Annotated in this window: 26 protein-coding genes; 10 read left to right on the top strand and 16 right to left on the bottom strand. The window is 72.0% G+C overall.

The genetic code is table 11. From position 1 onward, the window contains the following. Nucleotides 1-56: 56 nt before the first annotated feature. The gene (locus ACFZBU_RS25895; protein WP_391586039.1) at nucleotides 57-479 is read left to right on the top strand and encodes a hypothetical protein; all 423 of its coding nucleotides are present in this window, start codon (nucleotides 57-59) and stop codon (nucleotides 477-479) included. Nucleotides 480-725: 246 nt separating this feature from the next. Here ACFZBU_RS25895 and ACFZBU_RS25890 read toward each other — a convergent pair whose 3' ends face one another. From ACFZBU_RS25890 to ACFZBU_RS25880, 3 genes are all read right to left on the bottom strand, one after another. After that, complete coding sequence (locus ACFZBU_RS25890; protein WP_391586038.1) at nucleotides 726-1,382, bottom strand: ester cyclase; 657 nt, start codon at nucleotides 1,380-1,382, stop codon at nucleotides 726-728. Nucleotides 1,383-1,769: 387 nt separating this feature from the next. Continuing rightward, complete coding sequence (locus ACFZBU_RS25885; RefSeq protein ID WP_391586037.1) at nucleotides 1,770-2,657, bottom strand: TIGR03854 family LLM class F420-dependent oxidoreductase; 888 nt, start codon at nucleotides 2,655-2,657, stop codon at nucleotides 1,770-1,772. An 81-nt stretch (nucleotides 2,658-2,738) separates the two neighbouring features. Then, a complete protein-coding gene (locus ACFZBU_RS25880) occupies nucleotides 2,739-3,596 on the bottom strand; it encodes a helix-turn-helix domain-containing protein (protein ID WP_391586036.1) in 858 nt (285 codons plus the stop codon). Nucleotides 3,597-3,798: 202 nt separating this feature from the next. Between ACFZBU_RS25880 and ACFZBU_RS25875 the strand changes: the two genes are divergently transcribed. After that, entirely contained in the window at nucleotides 3,799-5,028 is a 1,230-nt protein-coding gene (locus ACFZBU_RS25875) for a cytochrome P450 (protein ID WP_391586035.1), read from the top strand. Nucleotides 5,029-5,135: 107 nt separating this feature from the next. On the opposite strand, the gene ACFZBU_RS25870 is transcribed toward ACFZBU_RS25875, so the two are convergent. Continuing rightward, nucleotides 5,136-5,717, bottom strand: a complete 582-nt coding sequence (locus ACFZBU_RS25870; protein ID WP_391586034.1) for a hypothetical protein — start codon at nucleotides 5,715-5,717, stop codon at nucleotides 5,136-5,138. 378 nt (nucleotides 5,718-6,095) lie between these two features. Here ACFZBU_RS25870 and ACFZBU_RS25865 point away from each other — a divergent pair, with 378 nt between their 5' ends. Continuing rightward, nucleotides 6,096-6,629, top strand: a complete 534-nt coding sequence (locus tag ACFZBU_RS25865) for a DUF6817 domain-containing protein (protein ID WP_391586033.1) — start codon at nucleotides 6,096-6,098, stop codon at nucleotides 6,627-6,629. 18 nt (nucleotides 6,630-6,647) lie between these two features. Here ACFZBU_RS25865 and ACFZBU_RS25860 read toward each other — a convergent pair whose 3' ends face one another. Further along, on the bottom strand, nucleotides 6,648-7,142 hold the full coding sequence (locus ACFZBU_RS25860; protein WP_391586032.1) for a VOC family protein: 495 nt from the start codon (nucleotides 7,140-7,142) through the stop codon (nucleotides 6,648-6,650). A 136-nt stretch (nucleotides 7,143-7,278) separates the two neighbouring features. Here ACFZBU_RS25860 and ACFZBU_RS25855 point away from each other — a divergent pair, with 136 nt between their 5' ends. Then, a complete protein-coding gene (locus ACFZBU_RS25855; protein WP_391586031.1) occupies nucleotides 7,279-8,208 on the top strand; it encodes a helix-turn-helix domain-containing protein in 930 nt (309 codons plus the stop codon). A 259-nt stretch (nucleotides 8,209-8,467) separates the two neighbouring features. Here ACFZBU_RS25855 and ACFZBU_RS25850 read toward each other — a convergent pair whose 3' ends face one another. Further along, a complete protein-coding gene (locus tag ACFZBU_RS25850; protein WP_391586241.1) occupies nucleotides 8,468-8,980 on the bottom strand; it encodes a MarR family winged helix-turn-helix transcriptional regulator in 513 nt (170 codons plus the stop codon). Between the two features lie 391 nt (nucleotides 8,981-9,371). On the opposite strand from ACFZBU_RS25850, the gene ACFZBU_RS25845 reads away from it, so the two are divergent. Next, nucleotides 9,372-10,091: an SDR family NAD(P)-dependent oxidoreductase gene (locus ACFZBU_RS25845; RefSeq protein ID WP_391586030.1), complete on the top strand. Its 720-nt coding sequence runs from the start codon at nucleotides 9,372-9,374 to the stop codon at nucleotides 10,089-10,091. A gap of 170 nt (nucleotides 10,092-10,261) precedes the next feature. Continuing rightward, nucleotides 10,262-11,062: an alpha/beta fold hydrolase gene (locus ACFZBU_RS25840; RefSeq protein ID WP_391586029.1), complete on the top strand. Its 801-nt coding sequence runs from the start codon at nucleotides 10,262-10,264 to the stop codon at nucleotides 11,060-11,062. Nucleotides 11,063-11,322: 260 nt separating this feature from the next. Here the strand turns inward: ACFZBU_RS25840 and ACFZBU_RS25835 are convergent, their stop codons facing one another. The 4 genes from ACFZBU_RS25835 to ACFZBU_RS25820 all read right to left on the bottom strand — a co-directional run bounded on the left by ACFZBU_RS25835 (nucleotide 11,323) and on the right by ACFZBU_RS25820 (nucleotide 15,777). After that, entirely contained in the window at nucleotides 11,323-12,084 is a 762-nt protein-coding gene (locus ACFZBU_RS25835) for an SDR family NAD(P)-dependent oxidoreductase (protein WP_391586028.1), read from the bottom strand. Between the two features lie 181 nt (nucleotides 12,085-12,265). Further along, nucleotides 12,266-13,804, bottom strand: a complete 1,539-nt coding sequence (locus ACFZBU_RS25830; RefSeq protein ID WP_391586027.1) for an MFS transporter — start codon at nucleotides 13,802-13,804, stop codon at nucleotides 12,266-12,268. A 144-nt stretch (nucleotides 13,805-13,948) separates the two neighbouring features. Then, nucleotides 13,949-14,533, bottom strand: coding sequence for a TetR/AcrR family transcriptional regulator (locus tag ACFZBU_RS25825; RefSeq protein ID WP_391586026.1), 585 nt, complete (start codon nucleotides 14,531-14,533; stop codon nucleotides 13,949-13,951). A gap of 176 nt (nucleotides 14,534-14,709) precedes the next feature. Next, on the bottom strand, nucleotides 14,710-15,777 hold the full coding sequence (locus ACFZBU_RS25820; protein WP_391586025.1) for a helix-turn-helix transcriptional regulator: 1,068 nt from the start codon (nucleotides 15,775-15,777) through the stop codon (nucleotides 14,710-14,712). A gap of 61 nt (nucleotides 15,778-15,838) precedes the next feature. Between ACFZBU_RS25820 and ACFZBU_RS25815 the strand changes: the two genes are divergently transcribed. After that, nucleotides 15,839-16,978, top strand: a complete 1,140-nt coding sequence (locus tag ACFZBU_RS25815) for a winged helix DNA-binding domain-containing protein (RefSeq protein ID WP_391586024.1) — start codon at nucleotides 15,839-15,841, stop codon at nucleotides 16,976-16,978. A gap of 144 nt (nucleotides 16,979-17,122) precedes the next feature. On the opposite strand, the gene ACFZBU_RS25810 is transcribed toward ACFZBU_RS25815, so the two are convergent. The 3 genes from ACFZBU_RS25810 to ACFZBU_RS25800 all read right to left on the bottom strand — a co-directional run bounded on the left by ACFZBU_RS25810 (nucleotide 17,123) and on the right by ACFZBU_RS25800 (nucleotide 19,693). Continuing rightward, complete coding sequence (locus tag ACFZBU_RS25810) at nucleotides 17,123-17,665, bottom strand: anthrone oxygenase family protein (RefSeq protein WP_391586023.1); 543 nt, start codon at nucleotides 17,663-17,665, stop codon at nucleotides 17,123-17,125. Nucleotides 17,666-17,840: 175 nt separating this feature from the next. Then, a complete protein-coding gene (locus ACFZBU_RS25805; protein ID WP_391586022.1) occupies nucleotides 17,841-18,518 on the bottom strand; it encodes a hypothetical protein in 678 nt (225 codons plus the stop codon). A 518-nt stretch (nucleotides 18,519-19,036) separates the two neighbouring features. After that, on the bottom strand, nucleotides 19,037-19,693 hold the full coding sequence (locus ACFZBU_RS25800; protein ID WP_391586021.1) for an MBL fold metallo-hydrolase: 657 nt from the start codon (nucleotides 19,691-19,693) through the stop codon (nucleotides 19,037-19,039). A 172-nt stretch (nucleotides 19,694-19,865) separates the two neighbouring features. Between ACFZBU_RS25800 and ACFZBU_RS25795 the strand changes: the two genes are divergently transcribed. Next, nucleotides 19,866-20,732, top strand: coding sequence for a spermidine synthase (locus ACFZBU_RS25795; RefSeq protein ID WP_391586020.1), 867 nt, complete (start codon nucleotides 19,866-19,868; stop codon nucleotides 20,730-20,732). 226 nt (nucleotides 20,733-20,958) lie between these two features. Then, nucleotides 20,959-21,354: a nuclear transport factor 2 family protein gene (locus ACFZBU_RS25790; RefSeq protein WP_391586019.1), complete on the top strand. Its 396-nt coding sequence runs from the start codon at nucleotides 20,959-20,961 to the stop codon at nucleotides 21,352-21,354. A gap of 51 nt (nucleotides 21,355-21,405) precedes the next feature. Here the strand turns inward: ACFZBU_RS25790 and ACFZBU_RS25785 are convergent, their stop codons facing one another. Continuing rightward, nucleotides 21,406-22,503, bottom strand: a complete 1,098-nt coding sequence (locus ACFZBU_RS25785) for a GlxA family transcriptional regulator (RefSeq protein WP_391586018.1) — start codon at nucleotides 22,501-22,503, stop codon at nucleotides 21,406-21,408. Between the two features lie 156 nt (nucleotides 22,504-22,659). On the opposite strand from ACFZBU_RS25785, the gene ACFZBU_RS25780 reads away from it, so the two are divergent. Further along, complete coding sequence (locus ACFZBU_RS25780; RefSeq protein WP_391586017.1) at nucleotides 22,660-23,730, top strand: NAD(P)-dependent oxidoreductase; 1,071 nt, start codon at nucleotides 22,660-22,662, stop codon at nucleotides 23,728-23,730. A gap of 84 nt (nucleotides 23,731-23,814) precedes the next feature. Here the strand turns inward: ACFZBU_RS25780 and ACFZBU_RS25775 are convergent, their stop codons facing one another. Then, nucleotides 23,815-24,525, bottom strand: coding sequence for a lysophospholipid acyltransferase family protein (locus tag ACFZBU_RS25775; protein ID WP_391586016.1), 711 nt, complete (start codon nucleotides 24,523-24,525; stop codon nucleotides 23,815-23,817). Between the two features lie 125 nt (nucleotides 24,526-24,650). Further along, nucleotides 24,651-25,361, bottom strand: a complete 711-nt coding sequence (locus ACFZBU_RS25770) for a TetR/AcrR family transcriptional regulator (RefSeq protein WP_391586015.1) — start codon at nucleotides 25,359-25,361, stop codon at nucleotides 24,651-24,653. Between the last annotated feature and the right edge of the window lie 173 nt (nucleotides 25,362-25,534).

Raw genomic sequence — 25,534 nt, 5'->3', positions numbered from 1 at the left:
TCCTGGTGGGGCCCGAGGGACTGTCCCGCCGGGAGCTTCGAACGGGGGAGCGCGCCATGGGCGATGTCCTGCAGCAGACGACCACCGAGCTCTACCTGCGGCTGAGCGACTGCACGATGCGCGTGGGCAAGGGTTCGCGTGGGCGGCCGGCGCTCGAGGTGTACACGGGCTACCGGCTGATCGACGTGGCCGTGGCCGGCGCCGCGCTCGGTCCGACGCTGCTGCGCGGTGCGCTGCGCTCCGGCCGCGGCGAGCCGCCGTGGGCGCTCGCCTGGGGCGTGTTGCCGGACGACGGCGTGCCGCCGCGGGTGGAGTTCCGGCGCGGCCGGTTCGCGCTACAGGCGCCGGCGACGATCTTCGCCGAGCGCTTCTGGGTGGCCACGGTCCCCGGCACGTACCGCTCCGTGACGGTAGGCACTGAAGACGACGCGATCGGCGAGGGCCGCCGACTGACCCGGATGCGTACGCCGCGGTTGTGAGCGGGCCGCGAGGTCGAGGCCGGCCGGAGGGCAGGGGCGGGCTTGGGGTGGTGCCGGAGACCGGGTGTCGGGCGGGCTCGGGGGAGGCCGCCCGGCACCCGAGGGCCGGTGGGTCGGAGTGCGCGGACCGGTGATGTCGGGCCGGTTCGTGTCGGCTCGGCAGTCCGGGCTCGGCTCGGTCCGGGCTCGACTCGGCCTCAGGCTCGGCTCGGCCTCAGGCTCGGCTCGGGTTCGGGTTCGGCTGGGTCAGTTGCCGTGGGCGACCGGGCAACCGCCGGTGAGTCGGGACAGGAAGGCGTTCGGGTCGTAGTAGTGCTCGACCTCGACGAGCTTGAGGTCCTCGCTCACCTTGGCCACGCTCATGCCGAACATCTCGATGGTCTTGCCGTCCGGCCGGAAGCCCTTGTACTCGCCCGTGTAGCTGCCCCAGTGTCGCCACTTGAAGGCGATCACGGGCGGCGGGGAGAGGACTTCGAGGACCTCCCAGTAGAAGCCCTCGGGGAACGCGGTGTGGAAGATCCGGTGCGAGGACTCGAAGCTCTCCCGACCCGGCGAGTAGAAGATGCTGTCGCCGATCAGGATGTTGTAGCTGCCCTGGTCGACGATGTCCTGCGCGCTCGCCCACGGGCCGCCGTTGACGTTCGTGCGGAATCGCTCGGTGACCATCGAGACCCAGGTCTTCGGGTCCTTCTTGTGCGAGACCTCCATCTCGAAGACCTGCACGAGGCTCTCGACGATCGCTTCCAGCGAGTCGGGTGCGTGCTGCGTGCTGCGCTGACCCGGCATCACCGTGTGCGAGAGGTGGTAGTCGGGGGTCTCTTCGCGCCAGTCGTCGGGGGCCGCCGCGGCGACGACGGCGTCCCGTCCCTGAAGCCAGAGCGGAGTCGCGGGGGAAGTCGACACGTGTATTTCCATCCTTCGTTGCCGGCGGCAGCGCTCGGTGGCGCGCGCCGTCCGGAGGGGAACGGGGGCGATCCTGACTGACTGTCAGACCAGGCGCAACCCTCCGTCGCCACGGGCGGCGCGGCACCGTTGGCCGGATTCGATCGGTACTGCCGTACGTATTCCGGCCAATCGGAGGGCACGACCGACTCCGGGGCATCTCCCGGGCATACGGGGACTGTTCACGTGTCGACATGCGCTCCTACGCAGGTGGGCGGGCGGACGGCGAACCCGCGGCCGGTGGTTCGCCCGCCGCGGGGGAAGCACCGGCCGCATGATTCAGGCAGTGGCGAGAAATGCGCAATATTTTGCTTACGGAGCGTCAGTTGCCGTGTACGGCAAGATCGTTCAGGTCTCCAGCGGCAACAGCTCGGCGGCGAATTCGGTCAGGAACGCGGTCCACGAGCGCGGTGTGCCGGCGGGTCGGATCACGAATTTGCTCACCCCGGCATCGGCATACCGTGCGATCAGCTCGCGCGCGGCGGCCCACCCGGTGGGCACCAACTCGGCGGCGTGCACGTCCGGTCGCTGCCGGCGCAGTGCGCCGAACTCGCGGCTCGGCATGCCGTCGAACGCGACGACCAGGCTCATCCCGTAGTGGTCGTCGTCGACGGTACGCCCGGCCTCGGCCGCGGCGGCCTCGATCGTGCGCCGGGCCGCGCCGGCCTCGTCGGGGGTCAACGCGGCGCCGAGCCAGCCGTCGGCGAGCCGACCCACCCGGCGCAGCGACTGCGGGCCGCTGCCGCCGAGCCACAGGTCGAGCGGGCGGGTGGGTCGCGGGCCCACACGTGCGTGTTCGAAGCGGTGGTACTTGCCCTCGAACGACACGTCCTCGTTTTCGAGCAGGAGACGCACGACGGTGAGCGCCTCGTCCATCACCTCGCCGCGCGGACCCGGAATCGGAAACAGCGGCCGTTCGCGCGCTGTTGCGTGCCGGACGCCGAACACCGGCAGGATCCGGCCCGGCGCGAGCGCCGCCAGGGTGGCGAGTTCCTTGGCCACGGCCACCGGGTTGCGGCCGGGCAGCACGGTGACACCGCTGCCGAGCTTGAGCCGCCGGGTGCGGCCGGCCGCGTACCCGATACCGACGAGCGGATCGGGCAGGTCACCACCGACCAGATCGGGCAGCCACAGCGAGTCGACGCCGACCTGCTCCATGTACTGGACGAGTTCACCGAACGAGGCCGGGTCGGCGGGGTCGCGCGGACCCAGGCCGACACCTATGCGGAGTTTCATGCAGCCAGTTTGCGGGGCGGGCCGGTGTGGCGTGTCGGTTGCCGCGTGGGGGCTGGGGGGCTGGGGGGCCGGGTCGGCGGGTCAGGCGGTGGTGCGAGCGGAGAGGCGGGCTGCTGCGGTGCGTAGTTCGGAGATGTATTCGTGGCGTTCGGTGGGGGTGACGGCGTTGCGCAGTGGGCCGATCTGGAGTTCGTGGGTCGGGTGGCCCCGGGCGTTGCGGACGGGGGCCGCGAGGTAGCTCAGGGGGAGTGGTCGGTCCGAGGTCAACTCGGCGTCGGTGTACGGGTGGGCGCCGATCGAGGCGAGTTGGTCGCGTACTCGCTCGCGCAGCCCCGTGCGGCCCGGGTGTTCGTCCAGCAGGCCCACCACGTCCCGCAGGACGGCCAGCAGTTCGGTCGAGTCGGCGCGTGGTCGCCAGGCGGCGACGCCGTGGGCGCGGACGGTGTCCAGGGTTGCCGCCAACTCGGGTGCGTGGGCGAGCCACGCGGCACGTTCGGCGGCCGGCCGCCATGGCATCACCGAGGCCCCGGCCGGTGGTCGCAGCGGCAGCCGGGTACCCACCCGGATCCCGGCCGGCAGCCGACCCGGCCCCGGTTCCACCGCGAGGAAGACCACGTGATCGACGCCGACCAGGGACAGCGCCACACCACAGCCGACCCGGGCCGCGAGCGCGGCCAACACCTGCGCGGCGCCCGCCGGGAGCCCCACCCGCGCATGCACCGCGTCGGCGACCGCGAGCAGGCCCGGCCCCAGCGTGTAGAGCCGATCGGGCCCGCGCTGCACCCAGCCCGGCGCTTCGAGCGCGGCGAGCACGGCGGTCGCGGTGGACCGGTTCAGATCCAGCCGCGCCGCCACCTCCGACACGCTCAGCCCGCCCGGCGCGGCGGCGAGCAACTCCACGACGGCGACCACCCGATCGGTGGGCGGCGAAGCAACCATGCGGCACCCCTTGTTCGGGCTCGGGATCGTCCTTAGAGTCGATGAATATACGTCACTTCGGCGACGAATATTCGTCGGACGCCACGCGATGGATGCAGTGCGATGGATGCAGTGCGATGCGATGCGCGCGGGGTTGCGGTGTGTGTGCCGCGGCGGCGCCGACGATGCGATGCGGCGCCGAAGGCTTGGACAGGGAGTCCGGATGATCGAATCGCCCGCAGTACGCGAACCCCTCGATCCGTTCGACGCACACGCGCCATTCGATGTCGAGGGGCACGACTTCGCCTTCGACGACATTCCCGACCTGCACGAGGTGCTCGCCGCTGCGCGGGTGCGCAAGCCGTACGCGATCGTGCCGTTCCTGGGTACGCGGGCGGTGTTGTTCCTGACCCACGATCTGGTGACCGCCGCGTTCAAGGACGAGGAGTCGTTCCCGGCGTCCGCGATCTACGCCGCGACCACCGAACCGGTGCTCGGGCACACCATCCAGTGCATGCGCGGCGCCGAGCACCGGATCAACCGCAAACTCGTGGTGCCGGCCTTCCGTCGCAAGCTGGTCACCGACCAGGTCGAGGCGATCCTGGAACCGCTCGCGCACGAACTCGTGGACCGCTTCGAGTCGCGCGGCGAGGCCGACCTGGTCACCGAATTCACGCACGGCTATCCGGTCCGGGTGATCACCCGCCTGCTCGGACTGCCGATGGACGACGAGGAACGTTTCCGCCGCTGGGCCGTCGACCTGTTCCACTTCCCGATGGCGCCGGAGGCGGCCGAGCGCGCGTCGCGCGAGTTCACCGAGTACGTCACGCCGATCGTCGCGCGTCGCCGCACCGACCCGGGCGACGACCTGCTCTCGACGCTGGCCTGCACCGAGGCCGAGGGTCGCCGGCTCACCGACGAGGAGATCCTCTCCTTCCTGCGGCTGTTGTTCCCGGCCGGTGCCGACACCACCTACCTGGGCCTGGGCAACGCCCTGTACGCCCTGCTCACCCACCCCGAGCAGCTGGCCCGGGTGCTGGCCGACCCCGACGAGGAACTGGAATGGGCGGTGGAGGAGTCGCTGCGCTGGGAGCCGCCGGTCGGCCTGCTGCCTCGGGTGTGCCCGGCGCCGGTTCGCGACTGGCAGGGGCTGGGGCTGGACATACCGGCGGAGACGCCGCTGATCTTCGCGATCACCGCGGCCAACCGGGATCCGGCGCACTACCCGGACCCGGACGTGTTCGACATCGGCCGCCGGGTCCGACCGACGCTCGCCTTCGGCGACGGGCCGCACGTGTGCCTGGGCACCTGGCTGGCCCTTGCCGAGATCCGGGCCGCGCTCAAGGTGCTGCTGCAACGGCTGCCGACGATGCGCCTCGCGGCCCCGACGCGGGTCCGCGGGTTGCTCGGCACGGCATTGCGCGGGCCGGAGTCGTTGCGCGTGCGGTTCTAGCGGTTCGCGGCCCGAGGTGAGGTCGGGGCCCGGCGGACGTCGATTGTGCGCGGGGCGCCCCCCGATGGGGCGGGCGCGGCGGGACCGGCGGCGACCCGGGCGCGGCCCTAGAGTGCCCGCGCTGCCGGGATCGCGTCCGTGGCGGCGTCGATGCGTGTCACGTTCTGGAGCAGGCCCCAGACGAAGTCCGCTCGGTAGGTGCTCGTGCCCTCGGTGATCAGGCTCGCCCAGCGGCTCGGCGCGGAACCCTCCAGGTGTCGCAATTCCGGGTAGGCGCGCTCGATGTCGCCGATCACGAACTCCCAGGGCCGCAGGTCGGCCACGCTTTCGGCGGGCGGGGTCGTGGCGGGATCGGCTCGCACGAGCCACTCCTGCCAGACCCGCCCGTCGGGACCGGTGAGGATCTCGAAGCGCAACACCGGCCACAGCGGCAGCACCCACCACTGCGCATCGGCGGTGAGATCCCCGATCCGGCGCTCGGCCCGGCCGGACGGCTCGCCCAACGCGGCCCGGTAGGCGCGGCCCGGGCCGCCGACCGAGCGGCTGCGCACCATGCGCTGCCACTGCGCGTTGACCTCGCGCATCCGAGTGCGGGTGAATTCCAACTCGCGGACGGCGTCGGCGACCAGATCGGGTTGGTAATCGCCCATGCGTCGCAACAACACCAGACAGAACTGATCCGGTCCCACGCTGATCTCCGTACTTGTTCGCAGCCGGCCTCGACGCTATCCACAAAGCGAACGGCCGCGTTGTCATTCCCCGCGGGTCGATTCCGGATCGTTGTCTCCGGCACATTGTTCCGGTGGCCCGGTGGCCCGGTGGCCCGGTGGCCCGGTGGCCCGGTGGCCCGGTGGCCCGGTGTTGCGGTTCCCGGTGCTGCGTCGGCACCGGCGCGGCCCCGCGCGCCGTTCACCGCATTGTGAACGCCGACCCGAGTGCGGGCACCCGGCAACGTGTATGCCGAAGCCCCTGGGATCTGACGGTTCGTCAGCGCTATCGTGAACCCGAAGTCATCGGGCGGCCACCGGGAAGTCGGCGCCGACCCATTACATGGCAAGGGGTGGCACATGATCGACGACTACATCCGCATGCTCGGCGGGGACCGCATCGAGCATCCGGGCGGAACCCTGCTGGCCCACCTGACCCGAGTCGAGGCACTGCTCGGCACCTGGGGCGCACGCCCCGAACTGCGTACCGCCGGCCTGTGCCACGCCTTCTATGGCACCGACGGATTCGCGACCGCACTGCTCCCGCTGGACCGCCGCGCCGAACTCGCCGGCCGGATCGGCGTGGATGCCGAGCGCATCGTGTACTTCTACGGCAGCTGCGACCGGGCCGCGAGCCACGGCACACTGGTCGACGGCCCGTTCCGGGACCGGTTCACCGGCCGCACCTACCGGCCGACCGAGGCGGAGCGACGCGACTTCGCCGAGCTCACGGCGGCCAACGAACTCGACATCATGCGCGTCGCCCCGGACCTTCGGGCGCAGTGGGGCGCCGGGTTGTGGGACCTGCTGGCCGGGTTTCGTCCGCTGCTCAGCGCCGCCGCCTGGGCCGAGTGCGAACGAGTGCTCGGAGACACCAGAGCCGGCACCCGGTAACCGGCGCCGGGCCGAGGGTCAGCGGCCCTCCGGCGTCGGGCGGTGCTCGACGTACTCGACGATCGTGCCGTCGGCGTGCCGAGCGGTGACCCCGGAACCGGTGGGCACACGGCGCAGCGGTTCGAGGATCTCGGCGCCGGCCGCCGCCAGGCGCTCCAGGTAGGGCGCCAATTCGGGGACGAGCAGGGTGCCGGTGGTGGACCGGAACCGCTCCACCGTGGCCGCGGTGCCCTCGATCAGCAGGAAGCCGCCCACGGCCGACAGCGCGATGCCGTATTCGCGGAAGGTGAACCACATGTCGCGCTCGACGCCCTGGAGGTCCTCGTAGAACGCGGTCGCGGCCTCCAGGCCACCGGGCTCGACGAAGACCCGAAGGAACGCGCGCGGCGTGGCGAGCGTGGACGAGTCGTTGCTGCGGCGCCACATGATGTCGGCGGTGGGGTCGGCGTCGGTGGCGGCCTCGATGGCGGACGCGGTGGTGGGGGTAGTGGCGCGGATGGGTTCGGTGGTCATGGGTGTCGGGTTCCTTGTCGGTGCGCCGGCCGGTCGGGCGGCCGGGGTCGATCGGTACGTCCACCACCCTCGCGAGGTCGCCCGGGCCGGGCCAGGCTCCGGTTCATACGGTGAGCAACGGTCATAGGCTGGGCCGATGGGCACCGAGGAGGAGCGGGACCGCCGGCACGAGCTGGGTGGGTTCCTGCGTGCGCACCGCGAACTGCTCACCCCGGAGGACGTCGGGCTGCCCCGATCGCCGCGCCGCCGTACGCCGGGCCTGCGTCGTGAGGAGGTCGCCGCGCTGTCCGGGGTCGGCGTGGCCTGGTACACCTGGCTGGAACAGGGCCGGGTGGACACGTCGCGCCAGGTGCTCGAATCGGTGGCCAGGGCTCTGCGCCTGGACGCCGACGCACGCCGGCATGTCCTCGAACTCGCCGGTTTCCACGTACCGGCCGACTCCGGCCCGGCGCCGGCCGACGGCCTGCGGGCATTGGTCGAGGGCTGGCCGACCAGCCCGGCGCTCGTGCTCGACCGGGCCCTGGACGTACTGGCCTGGAACGACGCCTGGCGGGCGATCCGGCCCGACCCGGCGGCCGTGCCGATGGAGCGCCGCAATCTGCTGCTCATGCTGCTGACCGACCCCGCCCACGAGTCGGGCTTCCCCGAGCGCGAGACGGTCGCCCTCGACCTGGTCCGCCACCTGCGCACCCGTCCCGAGGACGCGCGCGGGCGTACCGTCGCGGCGCAACTGCTGGCCGAACGCCCGGACCTGTCGGCGTGGTGGCGATGCCGGGCGGTGGGCGTGTTCGCGGCCCGGACGGTGCAGGTCAACGGGGTCGCAGCGCGGCCCGTGCGGACGCCTGCCGGCACGGACCGGGCGGCCGAGCAGCACGCGACGCCGGTCGTGCCGCTGCGCTTCACGATGTCGCTCCTGCTGCCTGCGGAGGCACCCGAGACGACGGTGCTGGTCTGGACGCCCGCGGATGCGGTGACGGCTGCCCACATGCTGGACCGGGCGAGCGGCGGCCACCCGATGGCGGAGCGGCCGGCGGCGCCGAGCACGCTTGTCGAGGCGACGGGGTAGAGGGCGCGGGGTCGTCCGGCGGTGGCGGCTGGGCGGGGGCAGGACAGGGCGGGGAGGACAGTGCAGGGCAGGGCAGCGCAGGGCCGGGACGGGGTGGGCCGGTCGTGCCGGTGGCGGTGTGGTCGGGTTCGCTCGGGTGGGTGACCCGCGTGCGGGGCCGGCGTAGGTGACCCGCGTGGGAAACGCGAGTCGGGTGACCGGGTCGGGCGGCTCGGGTGGGGTGGTCCGCACGATGTGACGTACGCAGGCCGGCCCGGGATCAGGCGTCCTCGTCCCCCACGTGGGTGAGTCGGTCGTCGCCGAGCCTGGCCTGCACATCGCGGAACAGGATCGCGAGCAGATCCGCGAGTCGGGTCTGCTGATCCGGGGTCAGGCCGTCGATCAACTCCGCCTCGCGGCCCAATACCCGATCGACCGTCGCCTCGACCAACGCATGTCCCGCCTCGGTCAGTTCGACCTCGACCGAGCGCGTGCGACCGGATCCGGCCCGCCGCACGACCAGGCCCTCGCGCTCGGCCCGGGCGACCCGCTGCGAGATGGCGCCGGCCGTGACGAGCGAACGCCGGCCCAGCTCGCGCGTACCCAGCGTGTACGGCGGTCCACTGCGCCGCAGCACACTCAGCAGGTCCAACGTCGCCGCGTCGACGCCCGCGCCGGCCAGTACCCGGCGACGGTCGTCCCCGAGCAGTTTGGCCAGCCGCCAGATCGGCGTGACGATCCCGATCGAGGACACCGGCGTTCCGGGCCGCTCGCGCTCCCACGCGGCGGCGATCTCCTCGACGGCGTGACCGACGCGCCCGGAACCGCCGCCACCGACCGCCTCCGGATCGGCGAGCGGATCGGCGGCAGCTCCCGTTCGCCACTCGGCCGCGGCCTCGGGGTCGGCGGGTGCCCCGGCCGCGGCCCCGGTCCTGGGCTCGGTTTCGGCCTCGCCCTCGGCCTCGGCCCTGGTCTCGGCCCTGGTCTCGGCCTTGATCCCGGTCTCGGCCTTGATCCCGGTCTCGGTCCCGCCCCCGGTATCCGGCCCGTCCGCACGGGCCGCCGCCGGCGTGCGGGGCGATGTCTCGGCGGGGGGACGGGGCTCGTCGGTTGCCATGAGGCCTCTTCCCGGTGTTATGTTCAGATCTAAATTTAGATCTAAACGACGACGTGGAGGTCATCCTATGGCACGCAACATCCTCGTCACCGGTGGCGGCACCGGCATCGGACTGGCGATCGCTCGGCACTTCGCCGGGCTCGGCGCCGCCGTGACGATCACCGGTCGGCGAGCGGAGCCGCTCACCCTCGCCGCCGAGCAGACCGGGGCTCGGGCGCTGGTCTGCGATCACACCGACCCCGAAGCGCTGATCCGACTGGTGGCCGAACTGCCCGAGCGGATCGACGTACTGGTCAACAACGCCGGCGGCAACACCGACTTCGACCACGGTCCCATCGACGACCTGGCCGGGTACGCTCGCGCGTTCCGGGCCAACCTGGACGCCAACCTGGTCGGCGCGGCGCTGACCACCCGGGCCGTCGAGGACCGGCTCGCCGCCGGCGGCGCCGTGATCGGCATCGGCTCGATCGCGGCCGACACGGGAGCGGGCTCCTACGGCGCGGCCAAGGCCGGCCTGGCCGCCTGGAACGTCGCCCTCGCGGACGCCCTCGGCCCGCGCGACATCACGGCCAACGTGGTCTCCCCGGGCTACATCGCGGACACCGAGTTCTTCCGGGACAACCTCACCGAGGACCGCCGCCGGCAGTTGGTCGCCGCGACGTCGGTGCGTCGGGCCGGCTCGCCGGAGGACATCGTCGGCGCCGTCGCCTTCCTCGCCTCGCCCGCCGCCCGACACGTCACGGGACAGGTGCTGAACGTCAACGGCGGTGCGTACAAGAGCCGTTGACGTCGGAGCGGACGTGGGTCGGTCGGCGGACCCGGTCGGTACGTGCGGACCGTGCCGGGCGCCCGCGCAGCCGGAGCGGGAAACCGGGTTCGCCGGACGGGCGCCGCCCGCATCCGTAGCGTTGGCACCGAGCGGTCCCCGCACAGAAGGCAGATCTCATGGATTCCGGCATGCTGGCAGTGCCCGGAGCCGACCTCTACTACGAGGTACGCGGCTCCGGCCCGGTCCTGTTATTGATCAACGGCAGCAACGGAGACACCGGCCTGTTCGCGGCGCTGGGCGATCGGCTGGCCGACCGGCACACCGTGGTCGCCTACGACCGGCGCGGCAACTCCCGTAGCCGGCTCACCGATTCGCCCGGTGAGCAGCGCATCGACGAGCATGTCGACGACGCACATCGGCTGCTCCTGGCCCTCACCTCCGAACCCGCGGCCGTCTTCGGCACCAGCACCGGCGCCTCGATCGGCCTCGACCTGCTCGTCAGACACCCCGAACAGGTCGACCTGCTGGTCGCCCACGAGCCGCTCGTGGTGGGGCTGTTGCCCGATCCGAAGCAGTGGCACGCGAAGTTCGACAACGTCGCCGAGCTGTACCGGACCGACGGCCCGAAGGCCGCGATGGGCGAGCTCACCGCGCTGTTCGGGCTGTCCGGTCCGCCGGAGCCGGCGGCGGATCTACCCACGCCGGTGCGGGAGTTGCTCGAACGGGTGCAGGCCAACGTGCATTTCAATCTGTCCTATGAACTGTCGGCGTTCGCCCGCTTCGAACCGGACCTGACGGCTCTGCGGGGCGCCCCGCTGGTCCTGGCCGTCTCGAACGAGGGCGCGGAGACGCTGCTCTACCGGACCACGGCACTGCTCGCCGAGCGCCTCGACCTCCCGGTCGTGGAGTTCCCGACCGATCACGTGGGCTACGCCCTGCGGCCGGACGAGTTCGCCGTGGCCATGACCGAGGTGCTCGCCCGGGAATAGTCGATCGCCCGTTCGGGCCACGGCGGTTCGCCGCTTCGAGCGGCCGGGCGGGCTTGTCGGGCTCCGATGGCCTGTGTACCGCCCGGTCGTCCGGGTGGGCCCGGCGCCGCCCGTCCAGGCCGTGTCCGGCGGACGGCGTCCGAAGTCGCCGTGCGCGGGAGCCTGGGCCGTCCCTGGCATCCGTGGTGTCCGGGTATGCCGAAGCGGCCCGGCCGCGTCGGAGTGACGGCGGCCGGGCCGGGTGCGGAACCGGTACCGGGTCAGGCGGTGGCGCCGCCGTCGAGCACGAGGTCGGTGCCGACCGCGAACCCTGCCTCGTCGGAGGCCAGGTACAGGACGGCGGCGGCGAGTTCGGCCAATGTGCCGACGCGGCCGGACGGGTTCGTGTCCTTCATGCGATCCGCCCGCTCGGCCTCGGTCTCGCCGGCACGCAACGACATCGTGGTGTCCAGCGGGCCGGGGCTGACCGCATTGATTCGCACGCCCTCACCGATGTGGTCGAGCGCGGCGTTGCGGGTGAGGGCACTCACGGCCGCCTTCGACGCGACGTACGCCCCGAGGTTGGCGAGCCGGGAGTGGGCGCCGAGGTTGGACGCGATGTTCACGATGGCTCCGCCACCGTTGGCCCGCATGTAGCCGATCTCGTGCTTCATCGAGAGCCACGTGCCGGTCACGTTGATGTCGAGGGTGGCCCGGAAATCCCGTTCGTCGAGATCGGCGAGCGGGCCCACGCCCTGGATCACGCCCGCGTTGTTGACGGCGACATCGAGACCGCCGAACAACTCGACCGTGCGGGCCACGAGCGCGGCCAGGCTCTGCGAGTCGGTGACGTCGGCGGTGATCGCCGCGCCTCGTCCGCCCTCGGCCTCGATCAGCCGGACGGTCTCGGCCAGCGGCGCGGCACCGCGGCCCGCGACCACGACGGCGGCACCCTCGCGAGCGAAGGCGAGTGCGATCTCCCGGCCGGCTCCCGAACCGGCGCCGGTGACGAGGACGGTCTTGGCGGTGAAACGTGCGGACATGATTGTTCTCCCGTGTCTTGCGGTGTCGAGATGGTGAATCGGTGGACGTGGTCCATGGGTGGGCACGATCGCTGGGCCGACGCATCGGCCGGCCGGCGTGCCGTGATTCGTCCGGCCCGGTTGTCGTGGCTTCGGGTGATCCGTGTGCGGCCCGGTGGGGTCGGCCCCGACCGTGGTGTGGTCAGCGGGTTCGGGGCCTTGCGGGTCCGCGGGTCGAGCCGTGCTCGTGGTCGCCGTCCCGGTTCCGGGCCAGGCCGGCCGCCGGCAGCGCGGCCAGGAGGAAGACGGCCCCGGCGGTGCCGAAGGCCCAGGCGTAGCCGGCGATCACGTCGCCGCGGGTCGCGGCCACCGACATCAGCGCGGCCAGGCCGACGGTGGGCCCGAGTTCCATTGCGGTGTTCAGCACGCCGCCGGCCAGGCCCGCCTGATGGGCGGGAACGCCCCCGGTGGTCAGGACGGCGGTGCCGGCGAAGATCAGGGCGGCGCCGCCGGGCAGCAGGACCAGGCCGGGGAGGAGGTCGGGGGCGTATCGGGTGCCCTCGTCCAGACGGGTGAGCAGGAGCAGGCCGACGCCGCCGACCAGCAGGCCCGCCACGGTGATTCGGCTCGGACCGAACCGGTCGATCAGCGGCCCGGCCGCTCGACCGCCCGCGACCAGCGCGAGGGTGAACGGTACGAATGCGCCGGCGGTCGCGAGCGGTGACCAGCCCCGGTCCTGTTGGAGGTGGAGGGAGATCAGGAAGCTGATCAGGCCGGTACCGGTGGCCGCGAGCAATACCCCGACCAGCCCCAGGATCCGGCGCGGATCGCGGACGAAGCCCGGCGGGAGGAGCGGGTCGGCGACGCGCCGTTCGACGGCCGGGAGCGCGGCGAGCAGGATCACGCCGCCGCCGAGCGGGACGACTACGGCCGCCGACGTCCAGGCGTGGTCGCCGGTGACGGTCAGGCCGTATCCCGCGAGGGTGATGCCGACGGTGGCCAGGATCGCGCCGAGCGGATCCGGACCGGGACGCCCGCCGGCCTCGGCCGACGCGCCGGCGGTGGGCCCGGCGTACGTCGGCTTCCCGCCCGGCAGGCGACGCGGAGTCAGGAACAGGGCCAGGGCGGCCACGGCGACCGGAATGGCGAACATCCAGCGCCAGGACACCCAGGTCGTGAGCACGCCCGAGGCGAGGTTGCCGATTGCGGCGCCCAATACGGACAGGCCGCCCCAGGTCGCCATCGCCCGTCGATACGCTCCCGGTTCGGGATACACCCCGCGCAGCACGACCATCGCCGCCGGCGCGGTCAACGCGGCCCCCACACCCTGCCCGAAGCGAACCGCGACCAACACGGCGAAACCCGGGGCGAATGCGGCGACCGCGGATGCGAGGCCGAACACGACCAGCCCCACCGTGAACATCGGGCGTCCGCCGTAGCGATCCGCAAGCCGGCCGCCGAACAGCAGCAGTCCGCTGAACGGCAGCCCGTAGGCGGCACTGAGCAACACCAGGTCGGCCGAGCCCAGGCCGAACTCCCGGCCGATGTCGGGCAACGGCACACCGATGACGGTGATGGTGAAGATGAGCGTGGCCTGCACGGTGCCGAGTACGGCGAAGGCGAGGGCGGCGTGCGGGACGCTCGGCGGATCGAGGCGGGTGGTCGTGCCTGTGGCTGTAGGTGTAGCTGTACCTGCACCCGCGCTTGGGGGTGTCCCCGTGTTCGTGCCCGCGTCCGTCATGCCGGTACCCCCGTTGCCGATAGCTTTTACAGATCGATCGTTCTGGAATAAGGGCATGCGTATGACATCGAGTCGCCGGGTTCGGTGTCGGTGTCGGCGCCGGTTTCGATTCCGATCCGGTGGCGAGCGCGGCGCGTGCGTGGCTCAGGTGAGCAGTACGAGTGCCTGTCGGGTCGCGTCCCGCAGGCGGACGGAGTCCGGGCCGGCCTTGCCGACCACGCGCATCCCCTGGAGCAGGACCAGCAGGAAGCGGGCCAGTGCCTGGGGTTCCCGGTCCGGGCCCAGTTCGCCCTGTGCCCTGGCCCGGGTGAGCGCGACGGTCAGATTGGTCTCCATCTGACTCCAGCCGTACTCGACGATCCGCGCGGCGCCCGCGTCGTGCGCGGCGAGTTCGGCGGCGGTGTTGGTCAGGAAGCAGCCGAGGAATCGGCTCGGCTCCTCGGACGCCTCGCGGGCGAACCGCTCGACCAGTGCCCGAACGGCCGGCAGCACCGGGCCGGGCTGGGACAACTCCTCGAACAACTCCGGGTTGCGGCCCTCGCGGTAGCGGTCGAGCGCCGCGAGGTAGAGGTCGTGTTTGTTGCCGAACGTCGCGTAGATGCTCGCCCGGGCGATGCCGAGGCGAGCCACGAGGTCCGCCATCGAGGTCGCCTCGTAGCCGCGCTCCCAGAAGAGTTCGAGGGCGGACTGCAAGGCGGCGTCGGGATCGAATTCCTTGGTCCTGGCCACGGGCACGACTCTAGGTCATTCAAGAACGTACGGTCAAATAAGGTCGGCTCGGCGCGCCGATGTCGGCCGAACGGCAGGCAGGCCCCGGCCGTCGGCCGGCCGGTGGATGGGCCGGCCGACGGGGCTGCGGGTGCCCGCGCGCGGCCCCGGCCGTCGTGGGTCGCCGGGCTGCGGTGTCAGCCCGCCGCTCGGGTCCAGCGTTCGGCCAACCGGGCGATCCGGTGGGTGAGTTCGGGTGGGCTCTCGACGGTGAAGTCGAGGTCGAGGAAGGCGAGATGGACCGCGAGTGCGTCGATGGAGGAGGCCCCCGTGGTCAACCGGCACGTATCCGCGTCGATCGCCTCCAGGACACCGTCGGTCGCGCCGATCCGGGCCGCGGCCAGTTCCGGCGAGGCATGCAGGAGCACGGTCGCGTGGTGCGCGAAGACCCGGGTGGAGATGCCCGCACGGATGTACGCGGCGACGTCCCGCTCCGGCAGCGCACGCGGCGCGAAGTGCGGGCCGGTCGGCGTGCGCAATCGCATCCGGTCCACGCGATACGTACGCCAGTCGGCCCGGTCGAGGTCCCAGGCCAGCAGGTACCAGCGGCGTCCCGTGCAGGCGAGGCGGTGCGGCTCGGTCGTGCGGACCGCCTCGCGGCCGTCGTGGGTGCGGTAGTCGAAGCGCAGCGTCTCGGCGGAGCGGCAGGCCGCCGCGATCGCGGTCAGGTCGGCGGCGGCCACCGTCCCGCCGCCCACCGGCAGCGCCACGGTGACCGCGTCGAGTGCCTCGATCCGGTGGCGCAGCCGGGCGGGCAGCACCTGTTCGAGCTTGGCCAGCGCCCGGGCCGAGGTCGGCTCGATCCCGGCGACGGTGCCGCCGACCGCGGTACGCAGGCCCGTCACGATCGCGACCGCCTCGTCGTCGTCCAGGAGCAGCGGCGGCAGCGGGCCACCCGCGTCGAGCCGATAGCCGCCGGACATCGTGCGGACCGGGTAGCCCGCCGCGCGCAGCCGCTGCACGTCGCGCCGGACGGTGCGGGGGCTGACGCCGAGGCGTGCGGCGAGTCGGGGGCCGGGCCAGACCGGGGGATCCGGTGGAACGGGACGGTCGGCGCGGTCGCGGCGCTGCGGTTGCGACTGCGGCGCGGGGTCGGATCGCCGCCCGGCCGAGGAAGGTCGCTCGGGCCGGGATTGCCGCTCGGGTGGGGATTGGAGGAGGGCCAACAGGCGAAGCAGGCGGGTCGTACTCTCCAGCGTGTCCATGCGCTCAGCCTGGCGTCGAATGCGGCAGGTTTCCGTCCGCATTCCCTCCTAGTCTTCGGGCATGGAGACCACCACCCTGAGCGTTCGCCGACTCAACCGTGCACTGCTCGAACGTCAGTTGTTGACCCGGCGGCACGCGATCTCGGCGGAGGCGGCGCTCACGCACCTGGTCGGCATGCAGGCCCAGGCTCCGCACCCGCCGTACGTCGGCCTGTGGACCCGCCTCGCCGACTTCGTGCCGACCGAGCTGGCCGATCTCCTGACCGACCGCCGGGCCGTTCGGCTGGGCCTGATGCGTGGCACGGTGCACCTGGTGACCGCCGCCGACTGTCTCGCGCTGCGGCCGGTCGTGCAGCCGATCTACGACGCGGACCTGTATCGCAACCAGTTGCACGGGCTCGGCGACTCGAAGGTCGATGTAGCCGAACTGGTCGCTGCCGGGCGGGAGTTGATGTCCGAGCAACCGCTGACCGCCAAGGCGCTCGGGCTTGCGCTCGCCGAACGTTTCCCGGGCGAGGACCCGAAGGTTCTGGCGCACGCGCTGCGCAGCCGGGCACCCCTGGTCCAGGTCCCGCCGCGTGCGCTGTGGGGCCGCAGCGGTCAATCCGCCTGTACCACGGCCGAACACTGGCTCGATCGGCCACTGGCGGCCGAAACCGCCCCGGATGCCATGCTGTTGCGCTACCTCGCGGCCTTCGGCCCGGCCACCGTCGCGGACATGCAGACCTGGTCCGGCCTCGGCCGGTTGCGCGAGGTGGTCGATCGGCTCCGTCCGAACCTGGCCGTCTACCGAGACGAGGCCGGTCGCGAACTCTTCGATCTCCCCGACGCTCCGTTGCCGCCGGAAGACGCCCCCACTCCGGTTCGGTTCCTCCCGGAATTCGACAACATCCTGCTCTCGCACGCCGACCGCTCCCGGATCATCTCCGAGGAGCATCGCAGACGGGTCTTCACCGTCAACGGCATCATCCGGGCAACCTTCCTGGTGGACGGCCTGGTTGCGGGCGTGTGGCGGCTCACCCGAGCCGGCAAGCCGGTCTCGGCGGGTTCTCCCGCCGCCGGCGCGGCCGGCCCACCCCTGGTCCTCGACATGCAGCCCTTCCACCCGATCACCCGGGCAGCCAAGGCGGCCCTGACCGACGAGGCCACTCGCCTACTGGCCTTCACCACCCCGCACGACCACGAGATCCGCTTCGCCTGAGCGGGCCCGCGGGCGTCCGTGCCCGGTAGGCCCTCGTCCGCGCCGGCGTCGCTGCCGGTTCCGGTGCGCACCTGTGGAGTGCCGGCTTCCCGGTCGTTCGGGGCGCGATCGAAGGCGGCGAGCGGTCCGGGTGGGGCGGTGGGGTCAGACGCGGTTGCGACGGTGGAGGCGGAGGGCCTTGAGCATGGCGACGGCGGCGGCGGTGGAGAGGGCGGCGCGGATGCCGTTCCAGATGTTCCAGGTGGTCTCGAAGTCGGCGCGGGTCTTGGCCGGGTCGATGTCGCCGGCGTGGGCGAGTGCCTGGTTGAGCGGGACGTTGATGCCGGAGGTGGTCAGCACGGTGGTGGTGTAGAGGGCGAGGGCGGTCAGGGTCCAGCGCATGACGGTGGCGGTGTTCGCGTGCTTGCGGAGTTTCCGGGCGGCGATGGCGGGTGCGGCCAGGGCGGCGGTGAAGACGGTGAAGAACAGGGGGTTCTCGATGCCGGTGTTGATCTGTTGCATGGAGTGCACGAAGTCGGCGTCGTCCTTGGTGCCGAGAAGCGGCATCACGACGGTGGAGAAGGCGACGTAGGTGCCGGCCATCAGGATGTTGGCCGCGGCGCCGGCGGTGAGCCAGCGGCCGACGGTGTCCCGGGCGGCGGCGATCGAAGGGGCGGGGGCGGCAAGCGTGTGGTCGACGGCGGCCATGACGAACTCCCTTGGGAATGAAGGTGTTTGATCGGGATCGGCCTGCGGTTTCCGCGTTGTTCCGCCGTCCCGTTCTTCGATGTCCCAAGACTGTCGTCCGCGCTCGGCTCGAACAACGGCCGATCTCGGAACCGTGGTTAACCTCCGGGTTACCGATGCCGGGATCGGTCGCGGTTCACGGCCGGACGGGTACGTCGGCGCCGCGCAGGACCGTGGTCAGGTCGTGGGCCGGGTCGCGACCCACGGGCGCGGCCGGACGGCGTGCCGACAGACGGACCGTATCCGCCGGGAGCCGGGTGATCCGGCCGGAGGCGACCGTGGTGTGCGCCGGGAGGATGTGTGATTCCAGGAGGTCGCCGGCGTCGCGCCAACTGCGGGTTCGGGCCGGCGCGTGCAGCAGGTAGGCATGGTCGTTGTGCGCGGTGCGAGTGTCCGGGACGCGTCCCGCGGCGGCTTGCTCGAACAGGGGGATGGCCCGGGTCCACTGCCCGTTGTCGGCGTGGATCATCGCGTGATGCCAGGTGATCTCGGCGGTGTCGAGCCACCAGGCCCAGTCCGGATCCCGGGCGCCGACGCCTTCCGGGTGTCGGCCGTACGTCTCGCCGATCAGCCTGCGGGCCGCGGCGTGTTCGCCGTACTGATTGAGGGCCCGGGCCCGGCGCAGTACGAACAGGGTCCGCACGCCGGACGGCAGGGCGTCGTCGAGGACCGTGTCGCAGATGCGCAACGCCTCGTCCGGGCGGCGCAGGTGGATGGCCTGCATCGCGAGTCGGGAGAGGGCGAACCGTTCGGCGGAGCGATCACCGGCCAGACGCGCCGTCCGGACGGCCCGGGTGCTCAGTCGACGGGACAACGCGTGTCGATCGGCGTCGTAGGCCGGCCGGCGATCTGGTGGGCTTCGGAGACGGCGGACAGCCGGTCCCGGGACGGCCTGCCGGTCAGGGCGCCGCGCGCGCCGAGCGGACCGCGGGAGTGAGGATGGCGCCGGCGCCGAACCGGGTGTCCAGAGCCACGATGTGCGCGCTGTACTCCCGCAGTTGCCGGATCTCCTCGACGTCACGGGCGTGGTACGGCCGCGGTGCCGGATCGGTGATGGGGGAGGAGGTTCGGCGCCGACGCCGATACGGAAACGGGCGTCGACGGCACTGCGGGTGTCGGTGACGGCACCGCTGCCGCTGTCGAATTCGAGGAATCACGGTCCACGGACTGACTCTCCGCCGATGTCCTGTTCTCGGAGGCTCGCACCATGAGATCACGACGTCGGTGCGCGGGAACGACGGAGGAGTTCGGGAGCCGGGTCCGCCCGTGTGTGTTCCGCCGGGAACCGACCGGGCCGGTCCTCGACGGCCGGCGTACGCACGGTGTGCGGCGTCAGGCTCCGGGGAGTGAGGTGCCTTCCCCTGGGACCAAGCGCCGGACGGGACGCGTGTCGGAGCCGGCGAGTTGGCCCAGAAGGCGTTCGGCGAGGGCGAGCCCGGCGTCGTTGTAGATGCCGTCGTGGATCAGGAACGCCTGTGCCGGGTCGACCTCTCGCACGTAGTCCGCGGCGTCGCCGAGTTTGAGCCAGGGGGCGCCCGCCGGCACCAGCAGCGTGGGCACCGCTTCCTCGGGAACGGTGAACGCGTCGCCGGGATGGAAGAGGCGGCCGTCGATCAGGAAGCCGACGTTGTCGATGACGGCGATGTCCGGGTGGATCACGGCATGCTTCTCGCCGTACACGTGCACCGCCACGCCCTGCGCGCCGCCGATCTCGAACGTGTCGCCGTGCGTCACCGCGTGGATGCGGCCGGCCAGATCGGGGAACTGCGCGGCGACGGCCGGATTCGTCCAGATCTCCAGGTCCGGGTCGGCCGCGGCGGCGGCCCGCAGCGCGTCGGGAACGACGTGGTCGAAGTGCTCGTGGGTGATCAGTACGGCGTCGGCGCCGACCATCGCATCGGCTTCGCTGAAGGCGCCGGGATCGATCACGATGGTGCCCCGGTCCGTGGTCAGACGTACGCACGCGTGGCCGAGCTTGGTGAACTGCATGGCTGCTCTCCCGGATGTTCCTGCTTCGTGATGCCTGGTCGGTGCTGCGGTGCCCATCGGTGCCGCGGTGCCGCGGCTCCGTGGTGCCTGTTGCCGCTGCCCCCGACGATCATGCCAAGGTGATCGGGACGGGGCGGCGGAGCGGGGGCTGCGGCTGCGAGACAATCGATGCATGTACGACGACCAGCAAGAACCGACCGAGTCGATTCCGGTGGGGCGGGCGACGGATCTCGGTGCGGCGTTGCTGATGCCCGACATCGACCGGCCCCGCGCGTGGTTGCTCACGCTCAACGATTCGCCCCAGTCGTACGTGGATCTCGACCAGCCCGAGCACCTGGAATTCGAGTACACGCGGCGCCTCGGCCACGTCGTGGATCTCGTGGCCGAACCGGGGGCACCGATCGCCGCGCTGCATCTGGGCGGCGGCGGGCTGACGCTGCCCCGCTACATCGCGGCCACCCGGCCCGGCTCGGCGCAGACCGTCGCCGAACTCGACGGGGAGCTGGTCGCGTTGGTGCTGGAGCACCTGCCGCTGCCGACGGGCGGGACGATGGACGTTCGCACGGGCGACGCCCGGGCCGAGCTGACGGCGCGGCCGGACAACTCGGCCGATCTGGTGATAGCCGATGTGTTCGGGGGAGCCCAGGTGCCCGCGCACCTGACGTCGCGGGAGTTCGCCGCCGAGGTGGCCCGCGTGTTGCGGCCCGGCGGGGTGTACGCGGCGAATATCGCCGACGGCGGCGACCTCGACTTCGCGCGGGCGCAAGTGGCCACCCTGCGGGCGGTGTTCCCGGAGGTGGCGTTGATGGCCGAGCCGGGCGTACTGCGCGGCAGGCGCTTCGGCAACCTCGTCGTCGTCGCCTCCGCGATCACGTTGCCGGTGTCCCAGTTGGCCCGGCGAACGGCCGGCGACGACACGCCGGCCCGGGTGCTCTCCGGGATCGAGGCCCGGGTGTTCTCGCGCGATGTCGCGCCGGTGACGGATCGCACGGCCACCCCGTCGCCGGCTCCGCCCGGGGGCACCTTCCGCATCGGATGAGCGAGCCGGACGACTCGCCCGACCGGATGGCGCGTCCGCGTCGTCCGGGAGGGGAGCCGCGTTTCGGACGGGGCTCGGGGCTCGGGACCGGCTCTTCGGCGCGGTGCCGGAGCAGTGGACCGCCGACCGAAGGGATCCGCGAGGGAGTGGACCCGCGACGTGTGGAGTGACAGGGTGGAGTCGTCAGCCATTTATCCGTGTTTGGTGTGGAAGGTGGCGAAATGCCATGGCTGAACATGCACACGCCGCATTGATTCGTCAGGGGTACGAGGCGTTCTCCTGCGGCGACCTGGACACCCTGCGCTCGATGATGACGACCGACTGCACGCAACACGTACCCGGCAACCACAGGCTGTCGGGCGACGTCAAGGGCGTGGAAGCGATCCTCGACTACTACGTACAGCTCGCCACCGAGACGGACGGCACCTTCCGGGTCGAGCTGCGACACCTCTTCGTCGACGGTCGCGGCCATGTGATGTCGGTACACCGAGCAACCGGCAAGCGCGCGGGCAAACTGCTCGACCAGATGGGCGGCATCGTCTTCCGCATCGTCGGCGAGAAGATCACCGATCTCGACGAGTGCGTCGAGGACATGACGGCGGCGGAGGACTTCTGGGCCTGAAACGACCGCGATCGGGCGGCAACCGCCGCTCCGGCGGCGCCCAGGCGGGTGTCAGCCGGTGGTGGCGGGGCGGGGTCGGTCGGCCGTGGGCGAGGTGAAGGCGCGGCGGTAGTCGGCGGGGGAGATGCCCAGGCGGGCGGCGAAGTGGTGGCGCAGGTTGGCGGCGGTACCCAGGCCACTGCGCTCGCCGATCTGCTCGATGGGGAGGTCGGTGGTCTCCAGAAGCGACTGGGCCCGGGCCAGGCGCTGGGTGAGCAACCATTGCAGCGGCGTGGTTCCGGTGGCGGCCTGGAGGCGGCGGAAGAAGGTACGCGGGCTCATCCGGGCGCGGCGGGCCAGGTCGTCGACGGTGAGCGGACGGTCGAGGTGGGCGCCGGCCCAGTGCAGCACCGGGGCCAGGCCCTCGTCGTCGGTGGCGGGGACGGACAGATCCACGAACTGGGCCTGGCCGCCGGGTCGGTGGGCCGGGACCACCAGTCGGCGGGCGAGCTGGTTGGCGATGTGGGCGCCCAGATCGGTACGCACGATGTGCAGGCACAGGTCCAGGCCGGCGGTCATGCCGGCGCTGGTGAGCACGGCGCCGTCGTCGACGTACAGCACGCTGTCGTCGACGGTGACCTTGGGATGACGGCGGGCCAGATCCTCAGTGTGCGCCCAGTGTGCGGTGGCCCGGCGGCCGTCCAGGAGCCCGGCGGCGGCGAGTGCGAAGGCACCCGTACACAGCGAGACCATCCGCGCCCCGGCGTCGGCCGCGGCGCGCAGGGCGGCGAGGAATCCGGCGGGCAACTCGCGGTCGTGATCCACGCATTCCTGCGGCACGGCCACCACGATCACGGTGTCCGCACCGGCCAACGCGTCCCATCCGTATGGGGTGCGAATCCCGAAACCGAAACCGGATCCGCTCCCGTTCGCGTTCCCGCTTCCGGAGTCGCCGGCCTCGGCCACAGTCGGCCCGGACCGAGTCGGCCGCTCCGCGCAGACACGGAAGTCGTACCACCGATCCGTGAGTTCGGGCTGAGGAGTGCCGAACACCGCACACGCGAGCGCCAGTTCGTACATGTCCCACGGCGGGATGTCCGTGTCGTCGATCACCGCGACGGCGACGGATCCCGGTCCGGTCGCGCGGGCGTGCGCAGGTCGGTCGTGCATGACGAGACAGCCTAGTGCCGCGCCCGGCAACGTTCACCCCGTCGCGGCGCCCGGCACGGCACCTCGCCGCCCCGCCGAAACGTCCGAGTACTCCAGTACGAGAACGTTCCGGCGGCACGCCGATGCACCGCACCGAACACCGCGACGGGGCAAACGTTGCCGGGCGCGGCACTAGAGCATCGGTGGCACGAATTTTTCGCTCACAGGCATTCCTGCCACTGTCCGCGCCTTCCGGGCGCTGCGAGGGTTGTTCGCGTCGCCGGAAACGCCGGCCGCCGAGGGCGGCGAAGCGGCGCGACCCATGCACGAACGGGCACGAGTGCCCGGCGCCACGAACGAAGGACGAACATGAAGCACGAAGCCGAAACCGAAGCCGTGACGGTCATCGGACTGGGATCGATGGGCCGCGCGCTGGCCGAGGCGTTCCGCGCCGCCGGCCATCCCACCACGGTGTGGAACCGCTCCGCGGCGAAGGCCGACGAGGTGGTTGCCCGGGGCGCCGTGCGCGCCGACACCGTGGGCGCGGCGATCGCGGCGAGTCCGCTGATCGTGGTCTGCGTCCTGGACTACGACGCGATGCACACGATCCTCGCCGCCGACGAGGCCGCACTCGCCGGGCGGACACTGGTCAATCTCGCCTCGGGTTCACCCGAACAGGCCCGGGAGACCGCCGCGTGGGCGGCTCGGTCGGGAGTCGCCTACCTCGACGGCGCGATCATGTCCACGCCGCCCGGGATCGGCTCGCCCGACTCGATGTTGCTCTACAGCGGCGATCCGGCCGCGTTCGCCCGGCACGCCGCGACCCTGCGAGCGCTCGGCGACCCGGTCGACCTGGGGGCCGACGCCGGCGTCGCGAGCCTGTACGACACCGCGCTGCTCGGGCTGATGTGGGCGGCGCTGACCGGCTGGTTGCACGGCTCCGCCGTGGTCGGCGCGGACGGGGTGAGGGCGGCCGACTTCACCCCGATCGCCAACCGCTGGTTGAGCCACGCCGTGGCCGGCTTCATCGGCGAGTACGCCGCGCAGATCGACGCCGGCACCTACCCCGGCGACGACGCCACACTGGACGTGCACCTGGCGACGATGGACCACCTGGTACACGCGAGCCGAGCACGCGGCATCGACACCGCGCTTCCGGAGCTCTACCGCCGATACACCCGACGCGCGATCGCCGCCGGCCACGGCTCGAACGGCTACGCCCGACTGATCGAGGAACTCCACACGTAACCGCACCACCCCGACGACCCGCACCCGCCCCCGGCGCGTCGGCGGTGCCTCGCTACCCGGCGCCGAAGGCGCCCGACAAGCGGCTCAGACCTCCGCCGGCGTCTCGTTGTACACGCCCGCGTAGTCCTGACCCGACAACTTCTGGATCGCTTCCATGATCTCGTCGGTGATCTCGCGCCGGGCCCGGGCCACGTCCTTGCGCTCGTAGTGGTGCGAGAAGTCGAGCGGTTCGCCGAAGCGGATCAGCGCGCGCGGCGACAACTTCGGGATGTTCGAGCCGATCGGCTGGACCTGGTCCGTGCCGATGATCCCGACGGGCACCACCGGGCAGCGCGCGGCGAGCGCGAGCCACGCGACGCCGGTCCGGCCGCGGTAGAGCCGGCCGTCGCGGGAGCGGGTGCCCTCGGGGTAGATCCCGAACGCGTCGCCGCGTTCGAGCACCGAGAGCGCGGTCTCCAGGGCGGCCTTCGCCGCGCTGTGCGTGCCTCGGGGCACCGGGACGGCGCCGATTCCGGAGAAGAAGGCATTGCTGACCCGGCCCTTGAGCCCGGGGCCGTCGAAATACTCGGCCTTCGCGAGGAACGACACCTTGCGCGGCATGACCACGGGGATCGCGACGCTGTCAACGAACGACAGGTGGTTGCTGGCGATGATGACCGGGCCGGTCATCGGTACATTCTCGCGGCCCTCGGTCTGCGGGCGATAGATCGCCTTCGCGGTGGGCGCCACGACGCCATGCATGAACTTGTCGATCAGCACGGATCCCCCGTGGGAGTGGGTGAGGTCTGGAAACACGCGCCACCTTATCGAGTCTGCGGCACCCCCCACGACGCGTGTACCCACCTGCACCGTTGACGCAGTGTCAAAAGTTCGTCACGACCGCGGATCGGGGTGATCGGTGCCGCTCCGCGCGGCCGTGTTCACACCCGTCGGGCGAGCGATTCCAGCAGCAGGTCGAGCACATCTTCGAAGGGGCTGCCCGCCATCTCCTCGGCCAGGTGCCGGCGGACCGTGCCGATCGCCGGATAGTCCGCGTTGGGCAGCGTGTTGTACGTCTCCTCCCAGGATCGGTCGTCGGCCTCGCGCACCTCGGGCGCGAGTGCGGTGTAGGACGCCTCCAGGGCCGCGTGCGCGAGCACGGTGTCGATGAACGCGCGGTAGTAGCGGACCGCGTCGGCGGGGGAGAAGCCCGCCGAGAGCAGCAGCGCGACCCCCATCTCCACGGCCCGGAACTCGTTGTGTCGCCGGGTCACCCGGGCCGCCGCGATCGCGGCCACGCGCGGGTGGCGCAGATAGCCCTCGCGCACCCGCAGGCCCAGTTCGCGCAGCGACGCCACCCAGTCGGGGCCCGGTCGGTAGCCGATCAGCGTCTCGCCGATCAGGAAGTCGGCGATCGCGAGCAGCAGGTCGTCGGTACTGCGGAAATACCGGTAGATGGCGGTGGGGTCGCATCCGAGCGCGGCGCCGAGCTTGCGCACGGTCAGCGCCTCCGCGCCTTGGTGCCCGATCAGGCGTACCGCACAATCGACAATGACATCCTCGGACAAAACCGTCCCCGACTTGGTCGGCCGGCGTCGGCGACGTTCACTCACCACCCGGTCCGCTCGATCCCCCCGGCCCACCTGCTCCATGCGCTCCACACGTTCCTCCGAAGCCGGCTCGGCGTGCGCCGTGCCCGATCTCTCCCGGCCGCCCGGTCCCCGAGCCGCTGTCTCGGTCCCCGAGCCACGGCCCTCGGTCCCCAAGCCTCCTCGGTCCGCCCACCGATGTCCTCGGTACCCATGTCGCCGTCCGCTGCGGCATC

Source organism: Embleya sp. NPDC008237, from assembly GCF_042956465.1.
Lineage (GTDB): Bacteria > Actinomycetota > Actinomycetes > Streptomycetales > Streptomycetaceae > Embleya.
The sequence above is the reverse complement of the archived record's forward strand: the minus strand, read 5'-3'. Positions and strand labels throughout refer to the sequence as shown.